At 65.7% G+C, this 23,959-nt stretch carries 22 protein-coding genes and 1 pseudogene; 12 read left to right on the forward strand and 11 right to left on the reverse strand.

The genetic code is table 11. The features are described 5' to 3' along the window. Positions 1 to 138: 138 nt before the first annotated feature. The gene (locus AC1RIF_RS22485; RefSeq protein WP_492603589.1) at positions 139 to 837 is read right to left on the reverse strand and encodes an SMI1/KNR4 family protein; all 699 of its coding nucleotides are present in this window, start codon (positions 835 to 837) and stop codon (positions 139 to 141) included. Here AC1RIF_RS22485 and AC1RIF_RS22490 point away from each other — a divergent pair. Then, a pseudogene (locus AC1RIF_RS22490) lies at positions 727 to 1,095 on the forward strand (transposase); the annotation flags it as partial. The gene AC1RIF_RS22485 and the pseudogene AC1RIF_RS22490 sit on opposite strands and share 111 nt — an antisense overlap. A gap of 109 nt (positions 1,096 to 1,204) precedes the next feature. Then, positions 1,205 to 1,591 carry a transposase gene (locus AC1RIF_RS22495; protein WP_492603590.1) on the forward strand — a complete coding sequence of 129 codons (387 nt, stop codon included), beginning with the start codon at positions 1,205 to 1,207 and terminating at the stop codon, positions 1,589 to 1,591. A 341-nt stretch (positions 1,592 to 1,932) separates the two neighbouring features. Here the strand turns inward: AC1RIF_RS22495 and AC1RIF_RS22500 are convergent, their stop codons facing one another. Next, complete coding sequence (locus tag AC1RIF_RS22500; RefSeq protein ID WP_492603591.1) at positions 1,933 to 2,787, reverse strand: M23 family metallopeptidase; 855 nt, start codon at positions 2,785 to 2,787, stop codon at positions 1,933 to 1,935. Between the two features lie 1,207 nt (positions 2,788 to 3,994). On the opposite strand from AC1RIF_RS22500, the gene lpqS reads away from it, so the two are divergent. The 3 genes from lpqS (at position 3,995) to AC1RIF_RS22515 (ending at position 6,985) form a co-directional block, all read left to right on the forward strand. Then, positions 3,995 to 4,423, forward strand: coding sequence for a putative copper homeostasis (lipo)protein LpqS (lpqS, locus tag AC1RIF_RS22505; protein ID WP_492603592.1), 429 nt, complete (start codon positions 3,995 to 3,997; stop codon positions 4,421 to 4,423). 106 nt (positions 4,424 to 4,529) lie between these two features. Then, a complete protein-coding gene (locus AC1RIF_RS22510; protein ID WP_492603686.1) occupies positions 4,530 to 5,645 on the forward strand; it encodes a PLP-dependent cysteine synthase family protein in 1,116 nt (371 codons plus the stop codon). Next, on the forward strand, positions 5,642 to 6,985 hold the full coding sequence (locus AC1RIF_RS22515) for an MFS transporter (RefSeq protein WP_492603593.1): 1,344 nt from the start codon (positions 5,642 to 5,644) through the stop codon (positions 6,983 to 6,985). Before AC1RIF_RS22510 ends, AC1RIF_RS22515 begins: the two co-directional genes overlap by 4 nt. 315 nt (positions 6,986 to 7,300) lie before the next feature. Here the strand turns inward: AC1RIF_RS22515 and AC1RIF_RS22520 are convergent, their stop codons facing one another. Further along, positions 7,301 to 7,591 carry a hypothetical protein gene (locus tag AC1RIF_RS22520; protein ID WP_492603594.1) on the reverse strand — a complete coding sequence of 97 codons (291 nt, stop codon included), beginning with the start codon at positions 7,589 to 7,591 and terminating at the stop codon, positions 7,301 to 7,303. Between the two features lie 406 nt (positions 7,592 to 7,997). Here AC1RIF_RS22520 and trpS point away from each other — a divergent pair, with 406 nt between their 5' ends. After that, entirely contained in the window at positions 7,998 to 9,038 is a 1,041-nt protein-coding gene (gene trpS, locus AC1RIF_RS22525; protein WP_492603595.1) for a tryptophan--tRNA ligase, read from the forward strand. Positions 9,039 to 9,265: 227 nt separating this feature from the next. On the opposite strand, the gene AC1RIF_RS22530 is transcribed toward trpS, so the two are convergent. Beyond that, positions 9,266 to 9,586: a transcriptional regulator gene (locus AC1RIF_RS22530; RefSeq protein WP_492603596.1), complete on the reverse strand. Its 321-nt coding sequence runs from the start codon at positions 9,584 to 9,586 to the stop codon at positions 9,266 to 9,268. Continuing rightward, the gene (locus tag AC1RIF_RS22535) at positions 9,579 to 10,232 is read right to left on the reverse strand and encodes a hypothetical protein (RefSeq protein WP_492603597.1); all 654 of its coding nucleotides are present in this window, start codon (positions 10,230 to 10,232) and stop codon (positions 9,579 to 9,581) included. Before AC1RIF_RS22535 ends, AC1RIF_RS22530 begins: the two co-directional genes overlap by 8 nt. 129 nt (positions 10,233 to 10,361) lie before the next feature. On the opposite strand from AC1RIF_RS22535, the gene AC1RIF_RS22540 reads away from it, so the two are divergent. Further along, positions 10,362 to 10,829: a hypothetical protein gene (locus AC1RIF_RS22540; protein ID WP_492603598.1), complete on the forward strand. Its 468-nt coding sequence runs from the start codon at positions 10,362 to 10,364 to the stop codon at positions 10,827 to 10,829. Between the two features lie 111 nt (positions 10,830 to 10,940). Next, positions 10,941 to 12,503 (forward strand): multicopper oxidase family protein, encoded by a 1,563-nt coding sequence (locus tag AC1RIF_RS22545; protein WP_492603599.1) that lies wholly within the window; start codon positions 10,941 to 10,943, stop codon positions 12,501 to 12,503. Between the two features lie 212 nt (positions 12,504 to 12,715). Here AC1RIF_RS22545 and AC1RIF_RS22550 read toward each other — a convergent pair whose 3' ends face one another. After that, positions 12,716 to 13,057 (reverse strand): YciI family protein, encoded by a 342-nt coding sequence (locus tag AC1RIF_RS22550; RefSeq protein ID WP_492603600.1) that lies wholly within the window; start codon positions 13,055 to 13,057, stop codon positions 12,716 to 12,718. Positions 13,058 to 13,679: 622 nt separating this feature from the next. Here AC1RIF_RS22550 and AC1RIF_RS22555 point away from each other — a divergent pair. After that, a complete protein-coding gene (locus AC1RIF_RS22555) occupies positions 13,680 to 13,922 on the forward strand; it encodes a hypothetical protein (RefSeq protein ID WP_492603601.1) in 243 nt (80 codons plus the stop codon). A 118-nt stretch (positions 13,923 to 14,040) separates the two neighbouring features. Here AC1RIF_RS22555 and AC1RIF_RS22560 read toward each other — a convergent pair whose 3' ends face one another. Continuing rightward, positions 14,041 to 14,853 (reverse strand): SDR family oxidoreductase, encoded by an 813-nt coding sequence (locus AC1RIF_RS22560; RefSeq protein WP_492603602.1) that lies wholly within the window; start codon positions 14,851 to 14,853, stop codon positions 14,041 to 14,043. A gap of 537 nt (positions 14,854 to 15,390) precedes the next feature. Here AC1RIF_RS22560 and AC1RIF_RS22565 point away from each other — a divergent pair. Then, complete coding sequence (locus AC1RIF_RS22565; RefSeq protein WP_492603603.1) at positions 15,391 to 15,786, forward strand: tautomerase family protein; 396 nt, start codon at positions 15,391 to 15,393, stop codon at positions 15,784 to 15,786. Between the two features lie 455 nt (positions 15,787 to 16,241). Further along, entirely contained in the window at positions 16,242 to 17,348 is a 1,107-nt protein-coding gene (locus tag AC1RIF_RS22570; RefSeq protein WP_492603604.1) for a glycosyltransferase 87 family protein, read from the forward strand. Between the two features lie 304 nt (positions 17,349 to 17,652). Here the strand turns inward: AC1RIF_RS22570 and dprE1 are convergent, their stop codons facing one another. Further along, a complete protein-coding gene (gene dprE1, locus AC1RIF_RS22575) occupies positions 17,653 to 19,053 on the reverse strand; it encodes a decaprenylphosphoryl-beta-D-ribose oxidase (protein WP_492603605.1) in 1,401 nt (466 codons plus the stop codon). Between the two features lie 282 nt (positions 19,054 to 19,335). On the opposite strand from dprE1, the gene lnt reads away from it, so the two are divergent. Then, a complete protein-coding gene (gene lnt, locus AC1RIF_RS22580; protein ID WP_492603606.1) occupies positions 19,336 to 20,835 on the forward strand; it encodes an apolipoprotein N-acyltransferase in 1,500 nt (499 codons plus the stop codon). A 441-nt stretch (positions 20,836 to 21,276) separates the two neighbouring features. On the opposite strand, the gene AC1RIF_RS22585 is transcribed toward lnt, so the two are convergent. The 3 genes from AC1RIF_RS22585 to AC1RIF_RS22595 form a co-directional block, all read right to left on the reverse strand. Beyond that, positions 21,277 to 21,525, reverse strand: coding sequence for a hypothetical protein (locus tag AC1RIF_RS22585; RefSeq protein WP_492603607.1), 249 nt, complete (start codon positions 21,523 to 21,525; stop codon positions 21,277 to 21,279). A 79-nt stretch (positions 21,526 to 21,604) separates the two neighbouring features. Next, positions 21,605 to 22,126, reverse strand: coding sequence for a hypothetical protein (locus AC1RIF_RS22590; RefSeq protein ID WP_492603608.1), 522 nt, complete (start codon positions 22,124 to 22,126; stop codon positions 21,605 to 21,607). A gap of 136 nt (positions 22,127 to 22,262) precedes the next feature. Then, positions 22,263 to 23,807 (reverse strand): ABC transporter substrate-binding protein, encoded by a 1,545-nt coding sequence (locus AC1RIF_RS22595; RefSeq protein WP_492603609.1) that lies wholly within the window; start codon positions 23,805 to 23,807, stop codon positions 22,263 to 22,265. Positions 23,808 to 23,959 lie beyond the last annotated feature (152 nt).

Raw genomic sequence — 23,959 nt, forward strand, 5'->3', positions numbered from 1 at the left:
TGGAAGCAAGGCCTGCGGTCGTGACGGAAACGAATCTGATGCCACCGGAAGGTGTGCGATGTAGGTGAAATGACGCCGCCGCTGGAATGCCACCCCCCGAACTACTAACTGCTCGTTTCAGCATGAGGATGGGCTCGTTCAGGGCACGGGTTCCCAGACCAGCCGATCGCCCTCGATGAATGGCTGGTACTTGCGCCACTCGGACAGGCGCAGCGTCATCGGGGCATTGCGTTCGAGGCAGGACGCGAGATCGTCGAACATCGCACTGAGCGACCGCCACAGGGGTGGTCGGTGGACCCAGTCCTGGTCGGGCCAGAGGTTGACGCCTCCGTGCAGCGGGCCGTGTCGGGTGTCGACGAACAGGGTGTCGGCGTCGCTGCATGCGAAAGGAATGAACCCAGGAAGCATGACGGCCGTGGGTGAGCCCGCCGGTTTGGCCATCTCCTCGGCGATGCCGCCTCCCGCCTCGTGCATTTGCTCCCTGACCAGGCATTGCCACAGTGCGTGTACCTCCACGAGTCGCTTCAGCGACAGCAGCTCGAAGTCAGGCGGGAGCAGCAGCATCCCCCGTCGATCATCGGCGCCGGCCACACACCGGTACAGCTCACGGACCTCCTCCGGCCAAGGGCAGGTCGCTTCCTCGGCAGCGGCGACGTCCTCGTAGGCGGCGCCGGCGTACTCCACCCGCAGATTCGTCGTGAGTAGCGGGCATAGCCGATTCCACTGATGCACTACGGAGCTCGGCGGGGTCGAGGTCGCCAGCCGGTTCACATCGCTGCTGTTTGCGGCAGGCAGAATCTGCCGGATCGTCTGCGGGTCGAGGTCGCGGGCTCTCACGAAAAGCAGCCTACGGTGCGGCCCGGTGATGTATGCGCCTTCGCCGTCAGGCAGGGTGCCCATGTGGCTGATGATCTTGTCCCGGATGATCTGTGGCGGCGGATAGCGCCGCTACTACCACCCCGCCCTACCCGACGCTCCCGATTCCCGGGCCGCAAACCAGTCGACGACCGCACCGCACCCGGGGGCATCCGGTTCGTCTTGCGCACCAATGTGAGCTGGCGCGATATGCCGGCCGAGAAGATTGGGTGCAGCGGCATCACCTGCTGGCGCAGGCTCCGCGAATGGACCGCCGCCGGGGTGTGGACTGCGCTGCATGCTTTGCTCCTCACCGAACTTCGCGCTGCGGATCTGCTCGAGATGGACGATGTCGCGGTCGACGGCTCGCACGTGCGAGCCCTCAAAGGGGGGATCACACAGGCCCGTCACCGGTCGATCGTGGCCGCCGGGCAGCAACAATCATGTGCTCGTCGACCGGCACGGCACACCCCTCGCAGTGACGCTGACCGGCGGCAACCGGCACGATGTCACCCAGGTTCTGCCGCTGCTCGAGGCGATCCCACACATCCGCGGACAACGAGGCAGACCACGGCATCGGCCACGCCGCGTATTCGCAGACCGAGGCTACGACTACGACAAGTACCGTGCACTGCTGCGCAGCCGCGGCATAACGCCGAAGATCGCCCGCCGTGGTGTCGCGCACGGTTCCGTTCTGGGCAAGGTTCGGTGGGTCGTCGAGCGTACCTTCGCGTGATTGCACCAACTCAAACGCTTGCGTGTCCGCTCCGAGGTACGAGCCGACCTGCACCAAGGACTGCTTGAACTTGCCTGCAGCATCATCTGTTTGAGACGACTACGGAAGTCATTCTGAAACGGTCAGTAAGCAGCACAGTGTTTCGGGCGCGGGTCCGCCATAGCGTCGGGGTTTTTCGTGGCGTGTGTCGGAACGGGGTAGGCGAAACACGTAGCCGCAGTGGCTCTTCATCCGCGCCCGTCAGTCGATCTCGGATCGAGGTTCGGTGGGGCCACAGGTTTCGTCCGAGCAACCTACCTACGAGGGATCTCCCGAGTTTCTGACAGGAAAGGTCAGGCCGTTCACGACAGTGAGCCGATGGTGTTGTCGTCGAGGGCGGCGCCGCGCTCAGCGAGCCACTGTTTGGGATCGACCTTGTTCGCTTCCGCGTCCCAGACTTCGAAGTGCAGATGTGGGCCGGTGGACTGGCCGCGATTTCCAACGGTAGCGATCTGCTGGCCGGCGTGGACCCTTTGCCCTTGTTCGACAAGGTATTCGTCGATGTGGCCGTAGATCGTAGTGGTGCCGTCGTCGTGCAGCACCCGCACCCACAGGCCGAATCCGGACGCAGGTCCGGCGTCGACCACAGTACCGTCGGCGGCGGCCAGCACCGGGGTACCGATACTGTTGGCGATGTCGAGTCCCCAATGGGTGGTACCCCACCGAGGGCCGAAATCCGAAGTCAACGTGCCGGAAACCGGCGCGACTGCCCGTTGACTACCGGGCAGGACTGCGGACGACGACGAGACGGACCCGCGGACCGAGTCGACGGTAGGTGCCGGCGACCACGCACCGTCGGAAGCGGTCACATCATCGAAAGCCGCACTGCCCTCGGGTTGGACGCTTGTCGGCGACGGCGTCTCGGACGCGACGGCGAGGGCTCGCTGCGCGCCGATGGCGAGCGCGTCCAGCACAGCCTGCGTGTCGGCGGCGACGCTACCGAGGACTTGGGCGTCGATGATCAACTGTTCGTGACCTGGCTGCACAACACCCGATTCACGCAGAGCGTCTTCGACGTACTGCTGCGCCTGATCGGTTTGTTCGACCACGGGATGCGCCTGTGCCAGCGCGGGTGTTGCGGCCTGGTATCCCGCGAAGAGCACAGCCCCGGTTGCAGCTGCGGCGAAGGCGTTGCTTCCACGGCCGGGTCGGGCCACGCTTCGGTGACGTCCTCGGTGACCGATGTCGGAGAAGGAGAGAGCCGAAGCGACTACGCGGCTCGGGATCGGTTGGCTCGGTTTCCGGTGTCGCGCCAAGACGGGATCCTTACTCGGAGAGGTTCGGTGCGAAGCACCCTGTCGTGTCACGAAAAGATATACGAACTCGGGACGAATTACTATCCTCCTTAGTAGTTCGCGGCGGGAGGTGTGCACCTAGTAGATTCCGAGAAATGAACCGTGACCAGCAATAACAGACACCGAACGGGCTTGGTGCGAGCGTGCGCGTTCACGCTCATGTCACGACTTCGGTCATCGGCAGCCGCGCTGCCCGGCGGCCTCCTCCGTGACACAGCCGTTATACCGGCGGCCAGTGTGTCCTCGATCGAGACCGATATCCCGGGAAGGACACCGAGACGGGTGGTCAGCCCGGTGTTGTCCCGTAGCGGAATCTGGGGCGACCAGCGCGTCGGCGGTGAACATGGCGGTATGGCGCTGAACAGCGCCGTCGGGTTTGACGACCGCACTGACGCCGCTCGTCCCCGCGACCAGCACGCTTCGCGAGTGTTCGACCGCCCGCACCGCGACATGCCAGCTACCGGAGGTCATCTCGGTGCGCCTGATAGTTGCGCTGCTGGTCGGAACTGTGAGCAATTGCGCTCCGGCGCGGACAGATTCGGCGACATGGCCGTCGAAGGCAACCTCGCAGCACGTGGCAACCCCCAGTCGAATGCCGTCGACGGTCACGACGCCGTTCCCTTCGCCGGGAACGAAGCTCCCGCCCGATCGACATAGGGCACGAGGGCTGCGACCCGTGACCTCATCGGCAGGTACGGGAGGTCACCAACCTGCCACAGTCACGGCGACAATGACACCACAAGGGAACGTCCCATCTACTATTGTTCATAGTAGTTGGGGTTGGGGTGGCGCGCGGCCGGCGGGAGTTCGCTTCCCGGAGAATGGAAGACACTCACGGTGCGGCAGTCCGCGGCGCCGAGTGGGGTAAACCCGCTTCGCGCCGGGCTTCCCGGCCGGAAGTGCACGCCTCGAGGTGATGGATGTCAGTCGCGGTGACCGCCCGCAGCAGTGAGTGGCGGGTCGGTTGTGGACGCCTGTCGATGGGTGGACGCTCTGTATGATCGGGGGTGGACAGGATGGATCGTCGAGTCAACGAAACGAGCCGGGCATTGCCAGGATCGAGGGCGTTGTGAACGCGGTTGCGCTTGGTCCCACTCGGACGCGGAACCTGTTCGCGCTGACCACTGCCGTCTTCCTCGTCTTTTACATCATCGTCCAGTGCGGGATCATCTCCGGGCCAGAGCCCGGACCGCAGATACATGTGCCGTCGGTGTCGGCCTCCTCGGCGCCATCAATCGATGAGGAAGCGCCTGGGCATACGCACATCGATGTCGCATCGTCGGATCCCTCCAACGAACCGCTGGCCGTCATCGCGAAGCCCCGCGCGGATAGCAGTCCGCTGCGTTTGTCGATGATCGCTGTCGTTGCTATTGCCGCGATCGGTTCGGTCGCGATGTTGTTCGTGGCACCGGCGAGTCCGCGGGCGCCACCGCCTGGGAAAATCCCTGTCCGGCATGGCCGCGCTGTCTTGAACGAGCTCTGCATCAGCAGGTGCTGATCAGTACAAATAGGCACCGAACACCCGTCTTCGGGGCCTGACTTTGCGCTGACCGAATCACTTGTATTGCGCAGCTGCGCAATCAGATATGCAGGGATTACACACCATGAATAGTGCTTTTCCCCTTCTCGCGTCTCCCCTTCCTGACCGCTCCCCGAATCCCCTGATCGGCGGGCCTTGCACGCAGCCGGGCAGTCTGGTCGGCAACACGCCGGTCCTGTGGATCGGTGACCCTTTCGCCCGAAATGGCCGCGGGTTCTGGGCGAAATTAGAAGGCTGCAACCCCGGCGGAATGAAGGATCGTCCCGCCCTGCACATGGTCGAACGGGCCAGGGCCCGTGGTGACCTTGCCCCGGGCGCGAGGATCATCGAATCCACCAGCGGCACTCTCGGTCTGGGGCTGGCCCTGGCCGGAATCGTCCACCGTCACCCCGTCACCCTGGTGACCGATCCGGGCATGGAGCCGCTCATCCACCGTATGCTCGCCGCTTACGGGGTCACGGTCGTCGTGGTCGCAGAACCTCACCCGGCCGGCGGCTGGCAGCAAGCCCGCCGCGAGAAGGTGCATGAGCTCCTCGAATCACACACTCGATCATGGTGCCCTGACCAGTACACCAACCCCGACAACGTCGCCGGCTACGAGTCACTCGCCACGGAACTGATCGTCCAGCTCGGCCGCATCGACACTCTGGTCTGCTCGGTGGGCACCGGTGGGCATTCCGCCGGGGTAGCGCGTGTGCTGCGCCGGTTCAATCCGGAGTTGAAGCTGGTCGGGGTCGATGCCGTCGGCTCGACGATCTTCGGTCAGCCCGCCGCGCCCCGGCTCATGCGTGGGCTCGGCTCGAGCATTCATCCCGGCAATGTCGACTACCCGGCCTTCGACGAGGTGCACTGGGTGGCACCGTCGGAGGCAGTGTGGTCATGCCGAACCCTAGCGGCGACCTGCCACCACGCCAGTGGCGGCTGGAGCGTGGGTGCGGTGGCCCTGGTGGCCGGCTGGATTGCCAGCACTAGCGGTGAGGGCGCCAGGATTGCCGCGATCTTTCCGGACGGTCCCGAACGGTACTTCGACACCGTCTACAACGACAGCTACTGCGCCGAGCACGGTCTCCTCGGCATCGAGGCCCCCGCCGGGCCGACTACCATCGCGCATCCGGCAGAGCGTGTTGTCGGATCCTGGGCCCGGTGTACGACCGTGGTCGCCCCTGAGGACCTGCGATGAGAAGGCTGGTATCCGAGTTCCGTAGCTTCGACCGCCCCAGCCGGGTGCTGATGGTCAACCAGTTCTCCATCAATGTCGGCTTCTACATGCTGATGCCATATCTGGCAGGCTATCTGGCGGGCCCACTTGGGTTGGCGGCGTGGGTCGTCGGGCTGGTTCTCGGTGTCCGGAACTTCTCCCAACAGGGCCTGTTCCTGGTCGGGGGCACGCTCGCTGATCGGTTGGGATACAAGCCGCTCATCATTGCCGGCTGCCTCTTGCGGGTCGCGGGATTCGGGTTGCTGGCAGCGGTCGAGTCGTTGCCGGCGATCCTGGTCGCGTCGGCTGCTACGGGATTCGCAGGGGCACTGTTCAATCCGGCCGTCCGCGCCTATCTCGCTGCCGATGCCGGCGCCCGACGGGTTGAGGCGTTCGCCGTGTTCAATATCTTCTACCAGGCCGGAATCCTGCTCGGTCCTCTGCTCGGGCTGGCGCTGACCACCCTGGATTTCCGAATCACCTGTCTGGTGGCAGCCGGTGTCTTCGCTGTACTGACGATCGTGCAGATCTGGGCGCTGCCCGCCTCACGGACGGAACGTGCACACAAGCCGAACTCGGTTCTACACGATTGGCGAACAGTGGCAACGAATCGGCCGTTCGTGCTGTTCGCGGTGGTGATGATCGGATCCTACATCCTGTCGTTCCAGATCTACCTCGCGCTTCCTCTGCAGGCGGGAATCATTACTGGCGAAGCAACCGGCGCTGCGCTGGTGACCTCCATCTTCGTCGTCTCGTCCCTGGTGGCGATCGCCGGGCAGATGCGGATCACCGCCTGGTTCTCGAGGCGGTGGGGACCGCATCGCAGCCTGGTGGTCGGCATGTCCGTCATGGCAGCGGCATTCGCGCCACTGGCGATCGCTCCCAGCAGAATGCCCCTCGGCACGACCGGCGCGGTAGTGGCTCTGCTCTTGTCAGCAGGACTGGTAGCAGTGGGTACCGCCGCGGTGTTTCCGTTCGAGATGGACACCGTCGTCGCATTATCGGGCGGGCGGCTGGTCGCTACGCACTACGGGTTTTACAACACCGTCGTCGGGATCGGGATCCTGCTGGGCAACCTTGGTACCGGAGCGGTATTCGGGAGCCTGCAAGCAGCGCATCTGGGATCGGTGATCTGGGTGGTGTTGATCGCTATCGGTGTGGGAAGCGCCGCGGCACTGTACGGGCTCGAACGATCGGGACACCTGCCGACCGTGAACTCGGACTCCCCCGACGGCACGAAGCCGGGGCTCCGGGCGCATGCCGGCCACGAGCACGCGACGGGGCCACCGCCGCCCCCATCTACTATGCAACTACGTAGATAGGTGGCGTGCCATGGTCGCCCCTTCGGTACGAAACGAAACGCGTTCGTCGTTGCCCCTACGCCGCGTCACGCGCGTTTTTGTCCCAGCCACAGGTCTATACGCTCTCGGCCCGTCGGGCATCCCGAGCAGGCATCGCTCTACAAGGACGTTCTGCTCGACTATGTGTCGTTGCATGGGTCGGCCGCTCATGATCACGCTGGGGTCGACCTCCCACCATGCAAAACCCGGCTCGTTCTACTCGAACTTGCCGTCGACATGCTCGCTGAACGCACGATTGCTGACGCCCAGCACGCTGCAGATGCCCTGAGCGCAACGTTACGGAGCGGACACCAGCTGAGCGTCACTGAGCTTGCCGGCGTCATCGCCGAACTCGTCGAGACACTCGCGGACCGCCGCGACGACGTGTAGGCCCGCTACGCACTCATCCTCGAACTCGACGACGTTCCCGCGCTTCAGGGGGAAGCTGACTACACGGTCCGAAGTCCATGCGATTGCCCGAGGGGTGACCTCGTCACTCCTGACCAGCGCGGGTCTTCCCAACTCCGACGATCGGATCGAGGAGTTGATATCGCTCACGGACTCCCTGGTTCTCACCCGAACGGCCATCAACGCACCCCGCCGTCTCCTCTCTCCTCTCTCCTCTCCTTCTCACTTCTCTTCTCTCTGCTCCGGTGTTGCTGTTGTCGGCTCACATCGACCTCGCCATGTCTGCACGTAGCGACGGATGGGGTCCAGGCACGGGAGTGGCCGATCAATGGGACCGGATCACTCGCTGTTGCGACGAGCACGCCCCGTCACCGTCCGGTCGTGTCTTCTGCAGGCTGACGCGTCCGGTGCGACGATCAGTCAGCGAAGCGAATTGCTACCCTGGCTGGGTGATCGCAATCCGACAGGCATGGTGGTGGCTGCACAGGCAGCCCGTCTAACCATGTCCGCGGGCTGTACGCAGCCCGCGATCGCCGTTCGACCCGATCGAGGTTCGTGCAGCCCCTGACCATTCCAGGAGCAGTACGTGACGTCTCTCGACACCGCCATCGAACGCAGCGAGTCTCTACGGGCCGACATCGCCGAACGCCCGGACCGATACCGCGTCCTCACCGGCGAACGCCCCACCGGCCCATTGCATCTGGGCCACTACTTCGGGACCGTCGCCGAACGCGTGCGCCTGCACGACGACGGCGTGGACACCTTCATCATCCTCGCGGACTACCAGGTCATCACCGACCGCGACGCCATCGGCCACGTCCGCGGCAACGTCTACAACGCGGTCCTGGACTACCTGGCCGCGGGGATAGACCCGGATCGGGCCACGATCTTCACCCACTCCGCGGTGCCGGCGCTGAATCAACTGCTGTTGCCGTTCCTGAGCCTGGTCACCGAGGCCGAGCTGCACCGCAACCCGACGGTCAAGGCCGAGCACGCCGCGTCGGGGCGCGCGCTCAGCGGCTTACTGTTGACGTATCCGGTGCATCAGGCCGCAGACATATTGTTCTGCAAGGGCAACCTGGTTCCGGTCGGGAAGGGCAACCTGCCCCATGTGGAGCTGACGCGGGTGATCGCACGGCGGTTCAACGACCGATACGGAGCGGTGTTCCCGGAGCCGCAGGCGCTGCTCACCTCGAGCCCGGAGGTACCGGGTCTGGACGGCCGGAAGATGTCCAAGTCCCACGGCAACGCGATCACGTTGTCGATGACCGCCGACGAGACCGCCGCGGTGATCCGCAAGGCCCCAACGGATTCGACTCGGCGGATCACTTTCGACCCCGCCAACCGTCCGGGGGTCTCAGCACTACTGACCACCGCGGCGCTCTGCACTGGCCGCGACGAGCTGGCGATCGCCGAGGCGATCGGCGACGCCGGAGCCGGTGCGTTGAAGAAGGTCACCACCGAAGCGGTCAACGACTTCCTCGCCGCACACCGCCGCCGGCGCGACGATTTCACCCGCGATCCCGACTACGTCCGCGACGCCCTACGGCAGGGCAACCAACGCGCCGACGGGATCGCCCAGCAGACCCTCGACGAGGTGCGAACCGTGATGGGAACGATCTACTGATGGCCCCGATGGTGGTGGGTGACGTCCTGTCTGACGATCGTCGAACATGGAGGCCGCGACCGAGGCTCGGAATTCTCGGACGTTGTGGGTGAGAGTCAGCTTCGTGAGGGCCGATGAGCTACGCCAGGCACCCGAGGGCTCCTTCTGTCGAACATCGGCGGCCGCTACGGCGACCTCGATGCGGCAACCGATCTCGTCGCGACGACACCGACGCTGCTCCGCGGGCACTACTGGATGCTGCGCCCGCCGGGTACGCCGGTGATTGCCTGGAGAGCGCGCACGTGCGCGTCGAAGGCAGCACGACCAGTCGGGCTGAGAGCGAGCCATGTCAGCCGCCGAGCGTCGCTCCGGTACAGGGAAGCGGCCTTCGTCGACGAGACATATCCGGCAGTAACCAGCGCCTTGAGATGCTTGGACAGGGTGGCATCCGACACCCCCAATGCCTCACGCGTCACAGCGAAGTCGAGCCGGTCGACGGGTCTGAGCAGGCCACAGATCCGGAGTCTGATCGGTGCATGGATCAGCTCGTCGAATGCAGCCTCAGCCATGGCGAATCTTCGCCAGCGCCGAGCGATACGCGACGCCGGAAAGCAGAGTCGTCACGACGAAAGCGCCGAGACTCGTGAGCACGACAGCCCACTGGAGACCGTAGGACACAAGCCCCAGCGACACGCTGAACAGGATCAAGCACGTCACGATGATCCCGGTGAACGCCCATGCCGCCCCGGCACCCACCGCACGGAAACGAACACCGGTCTCCCGCCGAACGAGGTAGGCGATCACGAGCACCGCGACCAGCGCCAACCAACTGGAGGCCGGCGGTTCATAGTTCTCGCCCGGACGAGTGGAGCCCGCCGCAGCAACCCACCAAGCGCCGACCCCGCCGAACGCAGCCAGAAGCGGCCACGGCACCCTCGCGTTCTCGACGAGTCGATCGCGGTCCGCCTGCAGTGCATCAAGCACCGCGACTGCTTCCCGGGGTGACGACTCGACAAACTCACTTTCCATAACGGAAAGCCTAAACTTCACTTTCCGGAACGGCAAGAGATACCAAGCTGTCCTGAGCACTCGCCTCGAACTCTGTGTGTGGTGAAGAAGCAAACTCCGCTTCGAGCCCACATCGCCTCGGTTCACCGCGGAACGGTCGCGCCAGGTCTGTTCGGGCAGGTGTATGTGCGGACCCTCGGTGACCACGTGCAGGTCGTAGCCCCCGAAGTCCGCCGAAGCCGCGCAGCTGGCACTGCTCCGGATCGAGGGCCACAACACCGCCTTTGGCTATGGTGGAAGCGACTACGACGCCGAGCACGGGAAAGACCTAGCGTGATGAGCTCCACCGCTGTCCTATCTCGGACGCTGCGCCTTGCGGCTCTCTCCGTGATGGTCGTGGCAGGGCTGATCGCGATGCATGGCCTCGCCAGCAGTGCCGGCGTGCCCGCTTGCCTCGGTGACATCCAGCTTTCGGCGACCGGCGTTTCGGTCGACCCTCCCCATACGACGGCACCTGAATCGACATCGGTCCCCCGGACCGACCCGGCGTCGTCTTCTTCCTCGCTCGCCGAGCACACTGCCCCGACGACAGCGGCCGAATCGATGGGAGCGGCGTGCGTGGCCACGATCCCCCGTCTGGTGGGCATGCCGAATGACCTACTGAGCGGCGTGATCGCCCTGGCCGCGTTGTGCGTGGCCTTCGCATGCAGCAACGCCCGGCGCCTCGGTCGGCGGCAGCGCTGGCGGGCCCCGCCAGCGTCCGGCGTAGAGATTCTGCACCTGAAGTGTGTCCTGCGCACGTGATCAGATCCGGCCCGACCAATGTCCTTCAGACACGGCATCCGGGTCCTCTGGTCTGTTCCCCTGGCGCGCCACGAGCAATGCGGACGCGCCCACACTCTTCAGGAGAATTTCGTGTCCACCTCCCGCAACATCGACCCCCGCGTCAGTAGGCGCACCTTCCTCACCGCCACCGCTGTGGGCGTCGGCGGTCTGGCGCTGACCGCGTGCAGCAACAAGACAACGACCACGACTGGCACCACAGCAGCGAGCATCGAGCAAAGTGCGGTCCTCGCGGCCGAGGCGAAGCGTCCGCACACCGGCCGCACCGTCGCCGCCAACCTCACGCCGCAAATGACCGAACTCGACCTCGGCGGACCAACGGTCCGTTCCTTCGCCTACGGCGACACGGTGCCGGGACAGGTCATCCGCGCCGGCGTCGGTGATGAGTTGGCCGTCACGGTCGACAACAAGATGTCCGATCCCACATCGGTGCACTGGCATGGCATCGCACTGCGCAACGACATGGACGGCGCCGCCCCCGCAAGCCCCGACATCAAATCAGGTCAGTCCTTCACCTACCGGTTCTCGGTACCGCATTCGGGTACCTTCTGGGCTCATCCACATGTAGGTGGGCAAACGGACTACGGGTTGTATGCGCCGGTGATCGTCGACGACCCCAACGAATCCCTGTCGTACGACGCGGAATGGATCGTGGTTCTCGACGACTGGACCGACGGTGTCGGTCGTAACCCTCAGCAGATTCTCGACGAACTCCGCAACGGCGGAATGACCGGCGGGATGGGGTCGATGGACCACGGCTCCATGCCCGGCATGTCGGGAATGGCTCAGCCGCCGGCCACCGGCATGTCCGACGGGAAGAGCGCCAACCTTCTCGGTGGGGACGCCGGGGATGTCACCTATCCCCTGTACCTGGTCAACGGCCGCGTCCCGGAGGCTCCTTCCTCGTTTGCCGCCAGGCCCGGCCAGCGGATTCGCATCCGGATCATCAACGCCGGCGCCGACACGGCGTTCCGGGTCGCGCTCGCAGGGCACCGCATGACCGTCACGCACACCGACGGTTTCCCCGTCGTCCCCACCGAAGTCGATGCACTCTTGATCGGAATGTCTGAGCGCTACGACGTCATAGTGACCGCCGCAGACGGCGTGTTTCCGTTCGTCGCCGCGGCAGAGGGTAAGAACGCCCAGACTCGGGCACTGCTGCGTACCGGCACCGGCGCAGTTCCGGATCCCGGTTTGCGGCCCACCGAACTCGACGGGCAGGTCGGTACCGTGCACTCCTTCTCCGCCACCGGTGAGGTGATGCTGCCCCAGGGGCCGCCGGATGTGAGCCTGACGGCCGATCTCGGCGGGGACATGATGAGCTATCAGTGGACCATCAACGGCCGCATGTTCGACCGGATGGAGCCACTGACCGTCCGAGAAGGCCAGCGTGCCCGGTTGACGTTCACCAACATGTCGATGATGTGGCATCCGATGCACCTGCACGGGCACACCTTCCAGGTGGTCCGCGCCGACGGCACCCCCGGGCCGCGGAAGGACACCCTGATCGTGTTGCCGATGGAGAAGATCGAAGTCGACCTCGTCGCCGACAATCCCGGCTACTGGATGCTGCACTGCCACAACGGCTACCACCAAGATGCGGGCATGATGACCCGGCTCGACTACCGGAGCTGATCACCGGGCGGGGTGTGTCATCGCAGCCGGTGACACACCCCGCCGGGGTGCATTCATGCCGGTAGCCGCCCGGTCCGTGCCGAAACCGGACGCCCATCTGTTGTTCGGCGCCGAAGTCGGTGGCCGGCCCGGCTCCGTCCGGCGGTGCGCAGTCTGGCCGTCACGTTCGGGGATCTTGCCGAGATCACCGGGCGCGCAGCCATCGAATCCCGTCAGCTGGCGGGATCGTACTGGAACGCGCGCACCTCCTGCGCGCACCGACAGGCAACCGCGAGCTTTGCAGCCCATTCCAGTGCGGCCTCGTGGGAGGGCAACTCCAGTACCGCGTAGCCGCCCTCGAGCTGCGTCGTCTGCGGGTACGTGCCCTCGGTCACCGTGCCATCCCCATCGACCAGAACAGGCAGAACGCTCTCGTCGATTCCACCACCGAACACCCAGACACCCGCGTCCTTCGCCTCCTGCACCACCGCGTGCGCCGCATCCGAAACTGCCTGCAGTTCCTCGTCGGGAACGACCATGGCGCCACTCGGGAACGAGATCAGGTACTTCGTCATCGCGTCGACTCCTTCTGCCCGTTTCACGGATCGGACCCATCATTGCCGACGCGGGAGCACTTCACACAAGACTCGCCCGCACACTCCCGACAGGCCGTCTCCACCACCGCGCGCCCCGCAACCGCGACGTCCAGTACTTGATCGGCACGCCCAGTCGTGGCCCGGATCATCAGGGGCAGCTTCGGAACGGACTGTACCGGCGGCACTCTCCAATGGGGGGTGATTCTTCAGTTGTCGGTGACGATCGGATGTCTGCCCGAGCGCGCAGGGCCGACGCAGCCGGTCCGAGCACAGCAGCGGCTAGCCGGCTTCCAGATCCAGAGTCCATGGTGGATCAGGACTACCTGGGTGAACTGACGAAACTCCTCCTCACTCGTTGGCACCGGGCCGACACGCGGCAACATCTAGCCTGATCGTCATGAGAGCGGGGAAAATGCAGATAGCAATGCGGTGCGTTCCTTTCGCCATCCTTCTCGCCACCGTCACCGCGCTTGTCTACTTCAGCTGGGAGCCGCCAGCCGCGCCGAAGCCTGCCGAAATCACATGGCGCTCCGCTCTACCGAGTTGCGGCGACGCGGCGCCTCGCCCAGGGACCGAGCCACAGGAGTCACTCACCCCGTCGGTGATCGGCTGCCTGTCGGAAGGCCGACAACACGACGGGGGCGAGTTCGCGCTCACCCTCTACACGACCGAGGGCGACCCCATCGTGCACTACCTGCGCGCCGCGGCCGGCACTACTGACGTCGAGGTGTTGGTCGACTCGTCGCGGGACCAGTTCGGGGGTGGCCCGGGCTGGCGCAGGATCACCTGCACGATCGTCGAACTCTCGCCTGAACTGCTCCGCGACTGCATGACCAGCTACTGAGCACCTCTCCGGATGGTGTGGTGCCGGGGGAACCACCCACCGCAAGCAGCAGCGGAACCACCCCTCGGGACCGTGGGCGATTGGAGTCCGGTCGGCGGGGAGTCGACATATCGACGTCTCACCAGCGACGGAATCCGCCCTCGCTGTTGATGACCTGGCCCACTACCCACTCGCCGTCGTCCGAGACGAGCCAGGAGATGAGTCGGGCCGGGTCATCTGGGGTGCCGAACCTCCTTCTCGGGAATCGCTCGCGCAGGGAGTCGAGGGTTTCCTCGTCCGCGCCCATCCCCGGGTCGAGGTAACCGGTGTTCACCGGACCTGGATTGACCGTGTTCAGGATGATGGACCGGTCGGCCAGCTCGTCGGCGACGGTCCGGGTGATGCCGGCCAGTGCAGCTTTCGCTGCGCCGTAGGCGATCTCGCCGGTCATGGGCGCTTCCTGCTGGCCGGAGGTCATCCAGATCACGCGTCCGCCCGATCGTGTCGGGTCGTGCTGTGCCGCGAACGTTTTCGTCAGGAGCAGCACAGAGCGGGCGTCGGCGGCCCAATGCCCGTCGAGCTGCTCGATCGTGATGTCGGCCAGGGTGCCGTCCCCGCCGGAACGGGCGTGGTTGCAAACCAGGATGTCCAGGTGACCGACCGCGGTCACAGCTCGGTCGATGAGGTCCTCCGGCGCGCCGGGTGCGGTCAGGTCACCCGGCAGGTCGGTCAGGGTCGCGCCGGGGGTCAGCTGTGCGCGAATCGAGTCCAGCACCTGTTCGAGGTCGTCGGCGCCCCAGGGCTGGGTGGCGTCGTGGGGGCGGTGGTGGTGGATCACCGGGCTCGCGCCCATCGCGGCCAGGCGGCGGGCCACCGCAGCACCGATACCCCCGGTCCGGCTGGCGCCGGTGACCAGGGCGGTGCGTCCGTACAGCGGCAGTGTCGTCGTCATGAGTTCCTTTCCTGGAGAAGGGTGCTGCCGGTTTCTGCTTCAGTCTCGCAGGTGGTCGTATCTGCGGCCCATCCCTTTTCGACCGCAGAGCCGGAAGATGAACTGATTCGTGGGTACGAATGATGCCGTGATGTGCGGCACTGGCGAGGACAACGGCGAGCATCACGCGGTCGGGCTGGACGCCTCTGGCCGGCGACAAGGCCGCCCAGATCGTTCTCCGGAGCCTGACCGACGAATCGAAAGAGGTTCTGCAGCAATGCAGGAGCTCTGCCGAGGACGTCGCGAGGTGCTCAACGTGCCCGGCATCGGCACAGGACCGCCGCATGCAACCTCATTCGAGGTCGGTGCCGTTCCCGGCGCTGCACGACCCCACCAGTCGCGCCTACGGCAGCTGTGAACGCAACGGAGGCAAGAACATGACGCCGCCCTGATCTGCGTCGCCCGCCCCCGCAGCGACGGCCATGCTTGCCGCGCCAGATGCGCCGCAGTCCACCGATTTCGCCCCTTTCCGATTTCGGACCTGACAAGGTAGCCGCTATGCCTACTGCCCTGATCGAGGTTCGCCGCCGCTATTCCGAAGCCGAGGAAGTGGCCATCATAGACGCGGTCCACGGCGCGCTTGTCGCTGCGTTCCTGATCCCGCCCAAGGACAAGCATGTGCGACTGGTCGCACATGCGCCCCACAGGTTCGCCTGCCCCCCAGAGCTACCGGAACCAGAGTTCTGCACCATCGTTTCGATCGACTGCTTCGCAGGTAGATCGGGGCAGGCGAAGAGGAACCTCTACACCGAGATCGTCGACCGCCTTGCTGCGCTCGGCATCCCCCGAAACCACATCACAATCACCCTCAGAGAGATCCAGCCCGAGAACTGGGGGATCCGGGGAGGGAAAGCCGCCTGCGACGTCGACCTCGGCTTCGACGTGCACGTATGACGCTGCAATCGGCGTGCGACAGCGAGAACGTATCCAGGCCTGACCTGTCGACACCCCAACGACACTGACGCGGTTGATTGGACCATAGGGACACGCCCGCCGACCACGAGATCGAAGGGGCCTGCTGTCCGGCTTTCGCCGAACAGGACACCGAACCAGTGTCGTGGTGACACGGACGCAGGCCGATTGCTGCGCGATCCGCACGACCCTTGGTCGGGCGAGTCCGAGGGCGGCTGCCGCCGAGACGGTATGCACGGGACGCCATGTCGCTGGCGCCGACCGCACAGACCGCCGCGCCGGGGAAAGTGGAGGCCGGCAGCGACCACGGCGACTAGGGTGGCGAAGTGCGACATTCAGGGCAAAACCGAGTCCGCCGAACGTCACCCGAACGTTTCCTCGGCAGCCGTGCCGGCGCCGCGGCTGCGTCGGTAGCCTTGGCCGCGTCCGCCGGCCTGATGTTCCTCCTGCTTGTCGGGAACGACTACATCGACCTGCTGGTGTACCGGATGGGTGCCACCGTGCTGCTCGACGGCCGCGACATCTACGGCGCGCTGCCGCCGGTCACCGGCGACTTCGGACTGCCGTTCACCTATCCCCCGCTGTCGGCGATGCTCTTCGTCCCGCTGACCTGGCTTCCCCTCGGGATCGGCAAAATCCTGTTCACCCTGGTGTCGATTGCCGCGCTGGTGGTGACGCTTCGGCTGGTACTCGGTCGGGTGTGGCCACAGCTGGAGGCTCGGGCCGCGTGGACCGCGACGGGAATCGCGGCCGCCGTGGCACTTCAACTCGAACCTGTCCGCGAAACCATCAGCTTCGGGCAGATCAACATGGTCCTGATGGCGCTGGTGACAACCGACGTTCTGACCAAGAACCCGAGATGGCCGCGGGGCCTGTTGATCGGGCTCGCAGCAGCGATCAAGCTGACCCCCATCGGTTTCCTGTTGCTGTTCCTGATCAGAAAGGACTGGCGTACAAGCGGAACCATCGTCGTTTCTGCCCTGGGTTTCACCACTCTGGCCTTCGTCGTCATGCCCGACGAGTCGGTGAAGTACTGGTCGCAGACCCTGCCGGACACCGGGCGAATCGGTCCTGCCTACTTCGCGAACAACGAGTCCTTCAAAGCCGTCATCACACGATTCGGTCCGCCTGATCAGATCGGATCGGTTCTGTGGCTGGTCATCGTCGCCGTCATGCTGGTGATCGCGGCGATCGCCATCCGACGCGCGCTCGAGCGTGGCGATCTCGTCTCGGCGTTGGTAGCCAACGCGACAGCCATTCTCCTCGCCTCCCCGGTGTCGTGGTCGCACCATTGGGTATGGGCCGCACCGGCACTGCTGGCCGTGACACTCGGAACGCTGCGTGCGCCCACTGCGCGGAATGTCATCGCCACCACCACTATCGGAGCCGTGTTCCTCATCGGTCCGCAGCACTTGCTGCCGACTGCCGAGGACCGTGAGCTGGACTGGGCGCTGTGGCAGCACGTTCTCGGCACCCTGTACGTGACCGTCGGGCTCGCATGTCTGGTGTGGCTCGCCACCATCAGAGATCGAGAAAACTCGTGATCGGAAGCCCCTGACACACAGGACTGCCGGCTGGGGGACGGCACTCGTAAACTGCCTCGTCCGGCATTGACATCGTCGAGTAGTTCACACATCTCTCGCGAGATCAGCAGCTCGTTCCCGGCCGAACCGGTGTCGCTCGCGCCGAGATCGTTGACCGCGCCGAATCTGTCACCACCACAGGGACGTCGCCCGTCGGACGGACTCATCCAATGAGACGGGCGTCGGCGATGTGTTCGGCCTTCCACCGACCGCGGACCGAAGGCGCGGCCAGATTCCAGGGCCCACTACCGAGCTTGGCGAACGTCTAGTCGGACAACAGGAAGAGTCGGCGCGCAAGGTCGGAGACGAACACCCTATCGGGGTCTGTTCGGTCTCGGGTCGCTCGCCATTCGTCGAGGCGCGGGTACATCCGGGCGATGCGCTCCGGGGTGCTGCGTGAGTCCTTGGCGAAGTAGAGTCGACCGCCGAGATCGAGGACGCGGTCGTCGAGTTCGTCGCAGAACCTGCCGAGCCCGTCGCGGATCGGGAAGTCGAGGCTGAGCATGTATCCCGGTTCGGGCCACGACAGCGGTGCAGGGTTGCCGGCCCTGCGTTTGAACACGTTGAGGAATGAGCGGTGGCCGGACTCGGCGATGGTGCGGATGATGCCGGCGAGCTGAGCCTCTGCACCGAACGGGACCGAGAATTGGTACTGCAGGAACCCTCTCGGGCCGTACGCCCGATTCCATTCACCCAGCAGATCCAGTGGGTGGTAGAACTGCGTCAGATTCTGGACAGTGCCCCGGCCGTGCTTCGGGTACATCCGATACGCGGCCTCCGCGGCGATCCTCGAAGTGAACCGGTTGACCATCCCGCTCGGGAAGACATCGGGGACGGTGAGCAGCTGTGGGGCGTCGAACCGCAACGGGTCCCGGCGAAGCTTCGATGGCAGCTGGTCGAGGGTGGCCAGCGAGCCGCGGGTGAATCCGGCCCGCCCCAGCTTCGGTCCGGTAGAGATGATGTCGGGCACCGACGCCGAGTAGTCGTAGCCCTCGTCGGAGCCACCGGTCAGCAGGTCCATCGTCTCGTCGAGGTTCGCGGTGCGGTCGTGGTCGGCGATGAAGTACGCGGTTTCGGTGTGCTTCATGCGCACGCGGGCCCGCACCACGATGCCGGTCAATCCCATTCCGCCGACCGTGGCCCAGAACAGGTCGCTGTCTCCGCCGGACGGAGTCAGCGTACGAATGGACCCGTCGGCGGTGAGCAGGTCCAGCGCTTCGACGTGGTTGCCGAAACTGCCGTGCGAGTGATGGTTCTTGCCGTGGATGTCGGCGCCGATGGCCCCGCCGACAGTGACCTGCCTCGTGCCCGGCAGTACGGGCACCCACAGGCCGTGCGGAAGGATTGCACGCATCAGGGTGTCGAGGCTGACACCGGCGTCGAGGTCGACGATCCCCGTGCCCGGGTCGATGTGGTGGATGCGGTTGAGGGCGGTCATGTCCACGACGAGTCCGCCGGCGTTCTGGGCGGGGTCGCCGTAGCTGCGCCCGAGGCCGCGGGCGATGACACCGCGCGGGCCTGCCATGCGCACTGCTCGAGCGATCACGTCGAGGTCGGGGGTCGCAAGCACATCTGCTGGTGTTGCTGCACGCCTGCCCCACCCGCTCAGAGAACGCCGTTCGGTTCTGAACTCGGTCGTCACAGTCACCGGACCCACGATAGCCACGGTGCCGCACACGTTCGCGACTTCCGTGCCGGAGCCTGCCTGTGCCGAGCCGATGCCGGGCGGATTGCCCCCACGACAACTGGACGAGGTCCGATCGACCATCGACGCGATCTGCGACCGATCCGTCGGCATCGACGATCTGGACGGGGTTGGCAATGGCGCTCCAGCTGGTCCGTGTAGACGCTGCCGGGCTCGCCCCCAGCCATAGAATGAACCTGTGCCCGACGGAATATCTCCGGGCAGCAGCAAATTGCGGGCACCAAGCACCGGGATGGACGGTCAGTGCCAACACGTCGACGTTGGGTGCCGCGGGTCGGGGTAGCGGCCGCAGGAGCACTGCAACTGCTGGCGTTCCCCGAGCCGAACCTCGGCCTGCTCGCGTGGGTGTCGCTGGTGCCGGTGGTTCTGTTGCTGCGTGCCGCGGACACCGCATGTGAGGCCGCACTGCGAGGCTGGCTGGCCGGGGTCGGGTTCCTCGTGGGTACCCAATACTGGGTTGCACCGAACCTGGTCTGGTTCTTCCCCATCGCCGTGGGCATGCTCGCGCTGCTGTGGACCGGGTGGGGTGTGCTGGTACGGGACGCGTTACGTGCGCCGCTCACCAACCGCCGGGCGGCGGTGGCCGTGGTGGTCGTCCCGGCGGGGTGGGTCCTGGTCGAGGCGGTCCGCTCGTGGCAGTGGCTCGGTGGTCCGTGGTCGCTGCTCGGCGCCACTCAGTGGCAACACCCCGCCGTGCTCGGACTGGCGGCGCTCGGCGGGGTCTGGCTCGTCAGCTTCGCGATCGTGGCGTCGAACGTCGGTTTCGCCCAGTGCATGGTCGGCGGGACGGCGGGACGGGCCGTCGGGGCGCTGACAGTGGCGGTCGCGGTCACGACGGGTCCGCTCTGGTCCGCAGTCCGAACGGCGGACCCGCCGGCCGACGTCAAGGTCGTTGCGCTCGTGCAGCCGGGGATCGTGCACGGCGACCTGCTCTCGTCTCAAGAAGCACTGTCCCGGGAGATCGGCGTGCCGGTCGATCTCGTGGTGTGGGGCGAGAGCAGCGTCGGCGCCGCCCCGGCCGCGGATCCTGCACTGTTCGCCCGGCTCAGCGCATTGTCCGCGGCGACCGGGGCGGAGTTCCTGGTGAACGTCGATGCGCCGGCCGGTGAGTCCGGCACGATCACGAAGGCCTCCGTGCTGATCGACGACACCGGAGTCCGCGACACCTATCGAAAGGTGCGGCTGGTCCCGTTCGGTGAGTACGTCCCGTTCCGCGACCAACTCGGCTGGCTCAGCCACGTCACCGCGGCGGCGAAGCAGAACCGGCAGCCCGGCCACCAGTTGGTCGTGATGAATGCCGGTGGGTTCCGTATCGGACCGCTGATCTCCTTCGAGGAGACATTTCCGGACATGGCCCGTGCGCAAGCGCGGGCGGGGGCGGACCTGCTGGTGTACCAGACCTCGACCGCCACCTTCCAGGGCAGCTGGGCGCCCGCGCAACTGGCGTCGTTCGGCGCGCTGCGGGCCGCGGAGAGCGGCCGCCCGGTCGCCGCGGCCGCCCTGACAGGCGAATCGGCGGCGTTCGACGCGCACGGACGCCGGCTCGGGTCGATGCCTGCCGACGAGCACGGCGTTCTCCTCGTCGATGTACCCCTTCACACGGAAAGCACGCCCTACAGCCGGTTCGGCAACTACGTCCCCGGAGTCTGCGCCGTCGTCGTGGCGGCGTACGTGGCCGGGGCTCTCGTCCGGCGGCGGAACTCCACGCCCACGCCGGGGCGGGGAACCGGCCAGGCGCCGTGAACCCGCCCCGACCCATCAATCGTCGAGCGTGGCCTGGTGCCGTTCCAGGTCGGATCCCACGACGGGCCTTTGGGGCGGATGCCGCCGACGATCGTCTCGAACACCCCGGAGGCCGGTTCGGCTCTGCGTGTGCAGTTCGGCGCGGGCCGCCGGCCGAACGCGGCGTCTGGTCGAGCCGCACTCGTCGTCTACCTCTTGCGGAGTTCCATACCCACCGACAGCCACCCCGGACAGACGTACACGACGGTGACGGCACCCGCTGAGGCCTTTCTTCCCGGACCGGGTCATGCGGTGTCTGCTCGTGACGTCCGAGCCCGGCGCGATCAGTCTCGAACGGCCTCGGGGGTTCGATCTCGTGTCCGGGAAACAGTCACCATTCCTGAATCCACCATCGCCACGCCACCTCTCGCATCCACAACATCGGCCGGGAATCCTCGATTCTCATTCACCTCGCTCGTGGAGGACCGCATCGACAAGATCGGCAGCAGCCTTCGATCCCAGACCTCGATGCTGTTCCCGCAGCGCCTTGGTCGCCGAAATCCTGTCCGCCGTCGTGGCGATCGCGCCGTCCACATCAGTCGTCGGAATCGTGTCCGGCGCTACGACCGCCTGAGCCGGCACGTTCGAGCGTCGGCGAATCACGTTCACGCATTGCCAACTCGTGCCGATCACGACGACCACCCACAGCACCGAACGGAGGCTGAACACCGGGCGAAGGGACCCTCCCGCACGCTCAGGCGCAGATGGGTCCCTTCGACCGATCATGAGATCAGGAGGCGTCGACCGAGCCGACGATCTCGTACGCGTCCTCCGGCGACGCGGCCAGCAGTCGATCCGCCATCTCCTGCTTGAGCACCGTCAGGCGTGCCTCCTCGCCGTCGGTTCGAGTGGCCTGCTTCGTCAGCGTCATGAACTCCTCGACAACGAAACCGTCCCTGATCTGCAGGGTCACGGCCGTGCCGCGGTAGCGCAAGACGAAGTAGTAGATCTCCATCAGGACGCCGCGCTCGGTGCGCTCGAGCGCCGGATCAACGGTGTAGTTCCCACCGGTGACTGCCCGCGTCACCAACTCGAATGCATCACGGACACCGGCGCCGGGGTGGGCGGACTCGACGACGATCTCTCGGCGCTCCACCGGGCCGTCGGCACCGAGTAGCGGGACCGCTCGCTGGAGCACCTTGAAGGCGTGCGCCGCCCCGCCCGGGTACTTCGGCCCGTGGTAGCGCATCACGTCCTCGATCGTGAAACTCAGGGCCTTGCCGTGGTCGACGACGTCAACCGTGTTACTCATGTCAGATCCTCTCGTCGGTGATACTCGCGACCGACGGCGTTGCGCTCGGTCGCGTCGGGAGAGCCCGGGGCCGCCGGGGCTCTTGCTGGCGGCACCGATATCGGCGCCGCACATTCGGATTCCGGACGTCCGACGATCACCGTGGCAACGCCACGGCATTCGCCTCCTGACGGACATGCTCGGGAAGGAACGACCACTTGTGGACGATTCCGAAGCCGGGCGACTCGACCCATCCACCGAACCCGGCAGTGCGGTACGCCCAGTACTCGTCCGGATAGTAGAGGGGCACCGAGGTAGGTGCCGCATTGAACAGTGCTTGTATCTCATCCAGCGCGGCGAGGCGCCCTTCGAGCGTTTCGGCGTTCCGCCACTTCGCGTGCAGTGCATCCATTTCCGGGTAGCCGATGTCCGACTTCCAGAGGTGGCCCGAACGCTGCGCCATGACGAACTGCGTGGGATCTGCGACACCGTGCGCACTGATGGTGGTGATGTACATGTCGTACTTCCGCGTCTTGTCGAGATCCGACATCGAGCCGGCATCGGCCCCTTGGGCGGAGGCATCGATCCCGATCTCACGGAGGTCCTCGGCGTACAGTTCGGCCGCACGCACGTCGGTAGGGTTGCCGCCGTCAGCGAGGATCGTGAATTTCAAAGGCCCATCGGAGCTTTCACGGATGCCGTCCCCGTCTCGGTCCGCGTATCCGAGTTCGTCCAGACTAGCTTCGGCCTCGGCCGGATCGTACGGCGTGTGCACGTCAGGGTTGGCAAACGGAGCGTCCGGATGCGGATAGCCTTTCGTGGCCGGACGTCCCTTCCCGAGAAGGACTGTCTCGAGCACATCGTCGCGGTCGAGCGCCCGGCTCATCGCGGTCCGGAACTGTGCATTGTCGAACGGCGCCTTCGTGAAGTTGAGCAGAACCTCCGGAATGCGCAGCGGCGCCGTCTTCACCACAGTGAGGTCGTCGACAGTCGAGAACTGGTCGATCAGCTCGGGCGAGACCGGATGGTTGACCGCATCGAGCTGTCCCGACCGCAGTGCGGTGAAGGCGGCCGAGGCGTCGGAGATCACCTGCATGACCAGTGCGCCTACCGTCGGCTCACCGGCGAAGTACCCGGGATTCGCCTCGAACCGGTAGCCGGAGGTCGACGAGTAGTCGACGAGCTTGTACGGACCGGTCCCCACCGGTAGATCCGTCACCAGCTTCGCCTTCGTCGGCTCGACCTCCGACCAGATGTGTTCGGGAATGATCGGGAGATCCGCCAGTGTGACGGTGCCCAGCTCCGGGCAGGCGTACTCGCAGTTGAACCGCACCGTCGACGCATCGACAGGGACCACGCTGCTGATCGACGGCGTGTCGTTGACATGGTGCGTGAAGCGCCCGGTCGGAGCCTTCCCCATGAAGTCGAACGTGAATGCGACATCCTCGGCCGTGAACGCTTCCCCGTCGTGCCACGTCACGCCCTCACGGAGGTCGACCTCCCACGTCACCGGATCGAGTTGGCGCACATCGGTCGCCAACCACGGGCGCGGATCGTCGACCCAGGGCGATGGCGAGAGAAGCTTGTCGTAGACGAGTTCGCTGAGCTGATCCGCCTGTGCCGCAAAAATATTGATCGGTCCAGCATCCTTCGCGAGCGCGATCGTCAGCTCGTCGGCCTCCATTGGACTGCCACCAGTCACCGCGGAATCCCCCGCAGCGCAGCCGCTTGCGACGAGCGCTGGAACGATGATGAGCGAAGCCGTCGCGAAAAGCCGACACCGGCCTCGAATACTGTTGTACATGATTCTCTTTCGAACGAAGTAGACCTTTCGGTAAGGACAGCATAACCTAA

Source organism: Prescottella sp. GW823-FHT02E09, assembly GCF_058797375.1.

Bases quoted from the DNA above. Each gene is read 5' to 3' on its own strand.
- AC1RIF_RS22495 (WP_492603590.1), top strand. From the start codon at position 1,205: ATGTCGCGGTCGACGGCTCGCACGTGCGAGCCCTCAAAGGGGGGATCA.
- AC1RIF_RS22510 (WP_492603686.1), top strand. From the start codon at position 4,530: ATGAATAGTGCTTTTCCCCTTCTCGCGTCTCCCCTTCCTGACCGCTCC.
- AC1RIF_RS22515 (WP_492603593.1), top strand. From the start codon at position 5,642: ATGAGAAGGCTGGTATCCGAGTTCCGTAGCTTCGACCGCCCCAGCCGG.
- AC1RIF_RS22520 (WP_492603594.1), bottom strand. From the start codon at position 7,591: ATGGCCGTTCGGGTGAGAACCAGGGAGTCCGTGAGCGATATCAACTCC.
- AC1RIF_RS22530 (WP_492603596.1), bottom strand. From the start codon at position 9,586: ATGGCTGAGGCTGCATTCGACGAGCTGATCCATGCACCGATCAGACTC.
- AC1RIF_RS22540 (WP_492603598.1), top strand. From the start codon at position 10,362: ATGAGCTCCACCGCTGTCCTATCTCGGACGCTGCGCCTTGCGGCTCTC.
- AC1RIF_RS22550 (WP_492603600.1), bottom strand. From the start codon at position 13,057: ATGACGAAGTACCTGATCTCGTTCCCGAGTGGCGCCATGGTCGTTCCC.
- AC1RIF_RS22560 (WP_492603602.1), bottom strand. From the start codon at position 14,853: ATGACGACGACACTGCCGCTGTACGGACGCACCGCCCTGGTCACCGGC.
- AC1RIF_RS22565 (WP_492603603.1), top strand. From the start codon at position 15,391: ATGCCTACTGCCCTGATCGAGGTTCGCCGCCGCTATTCCGAAGCCGAG.
- AC1RIF_RS22570 (WP_492603604.1), top strand. From the start codon at position 16,242: ATGTTCCTCCTGCTTGTCGGGAACGACTACATCGACCTGCTGGTGTAC.
- AC1RIF_RS22590 (WP_492603608.1), bottom strand. From the start codon at position 22,126: ATGAGTAACACGGTTGACGTCGTCGACCACGGCAAGGCCCTGAGTTTC.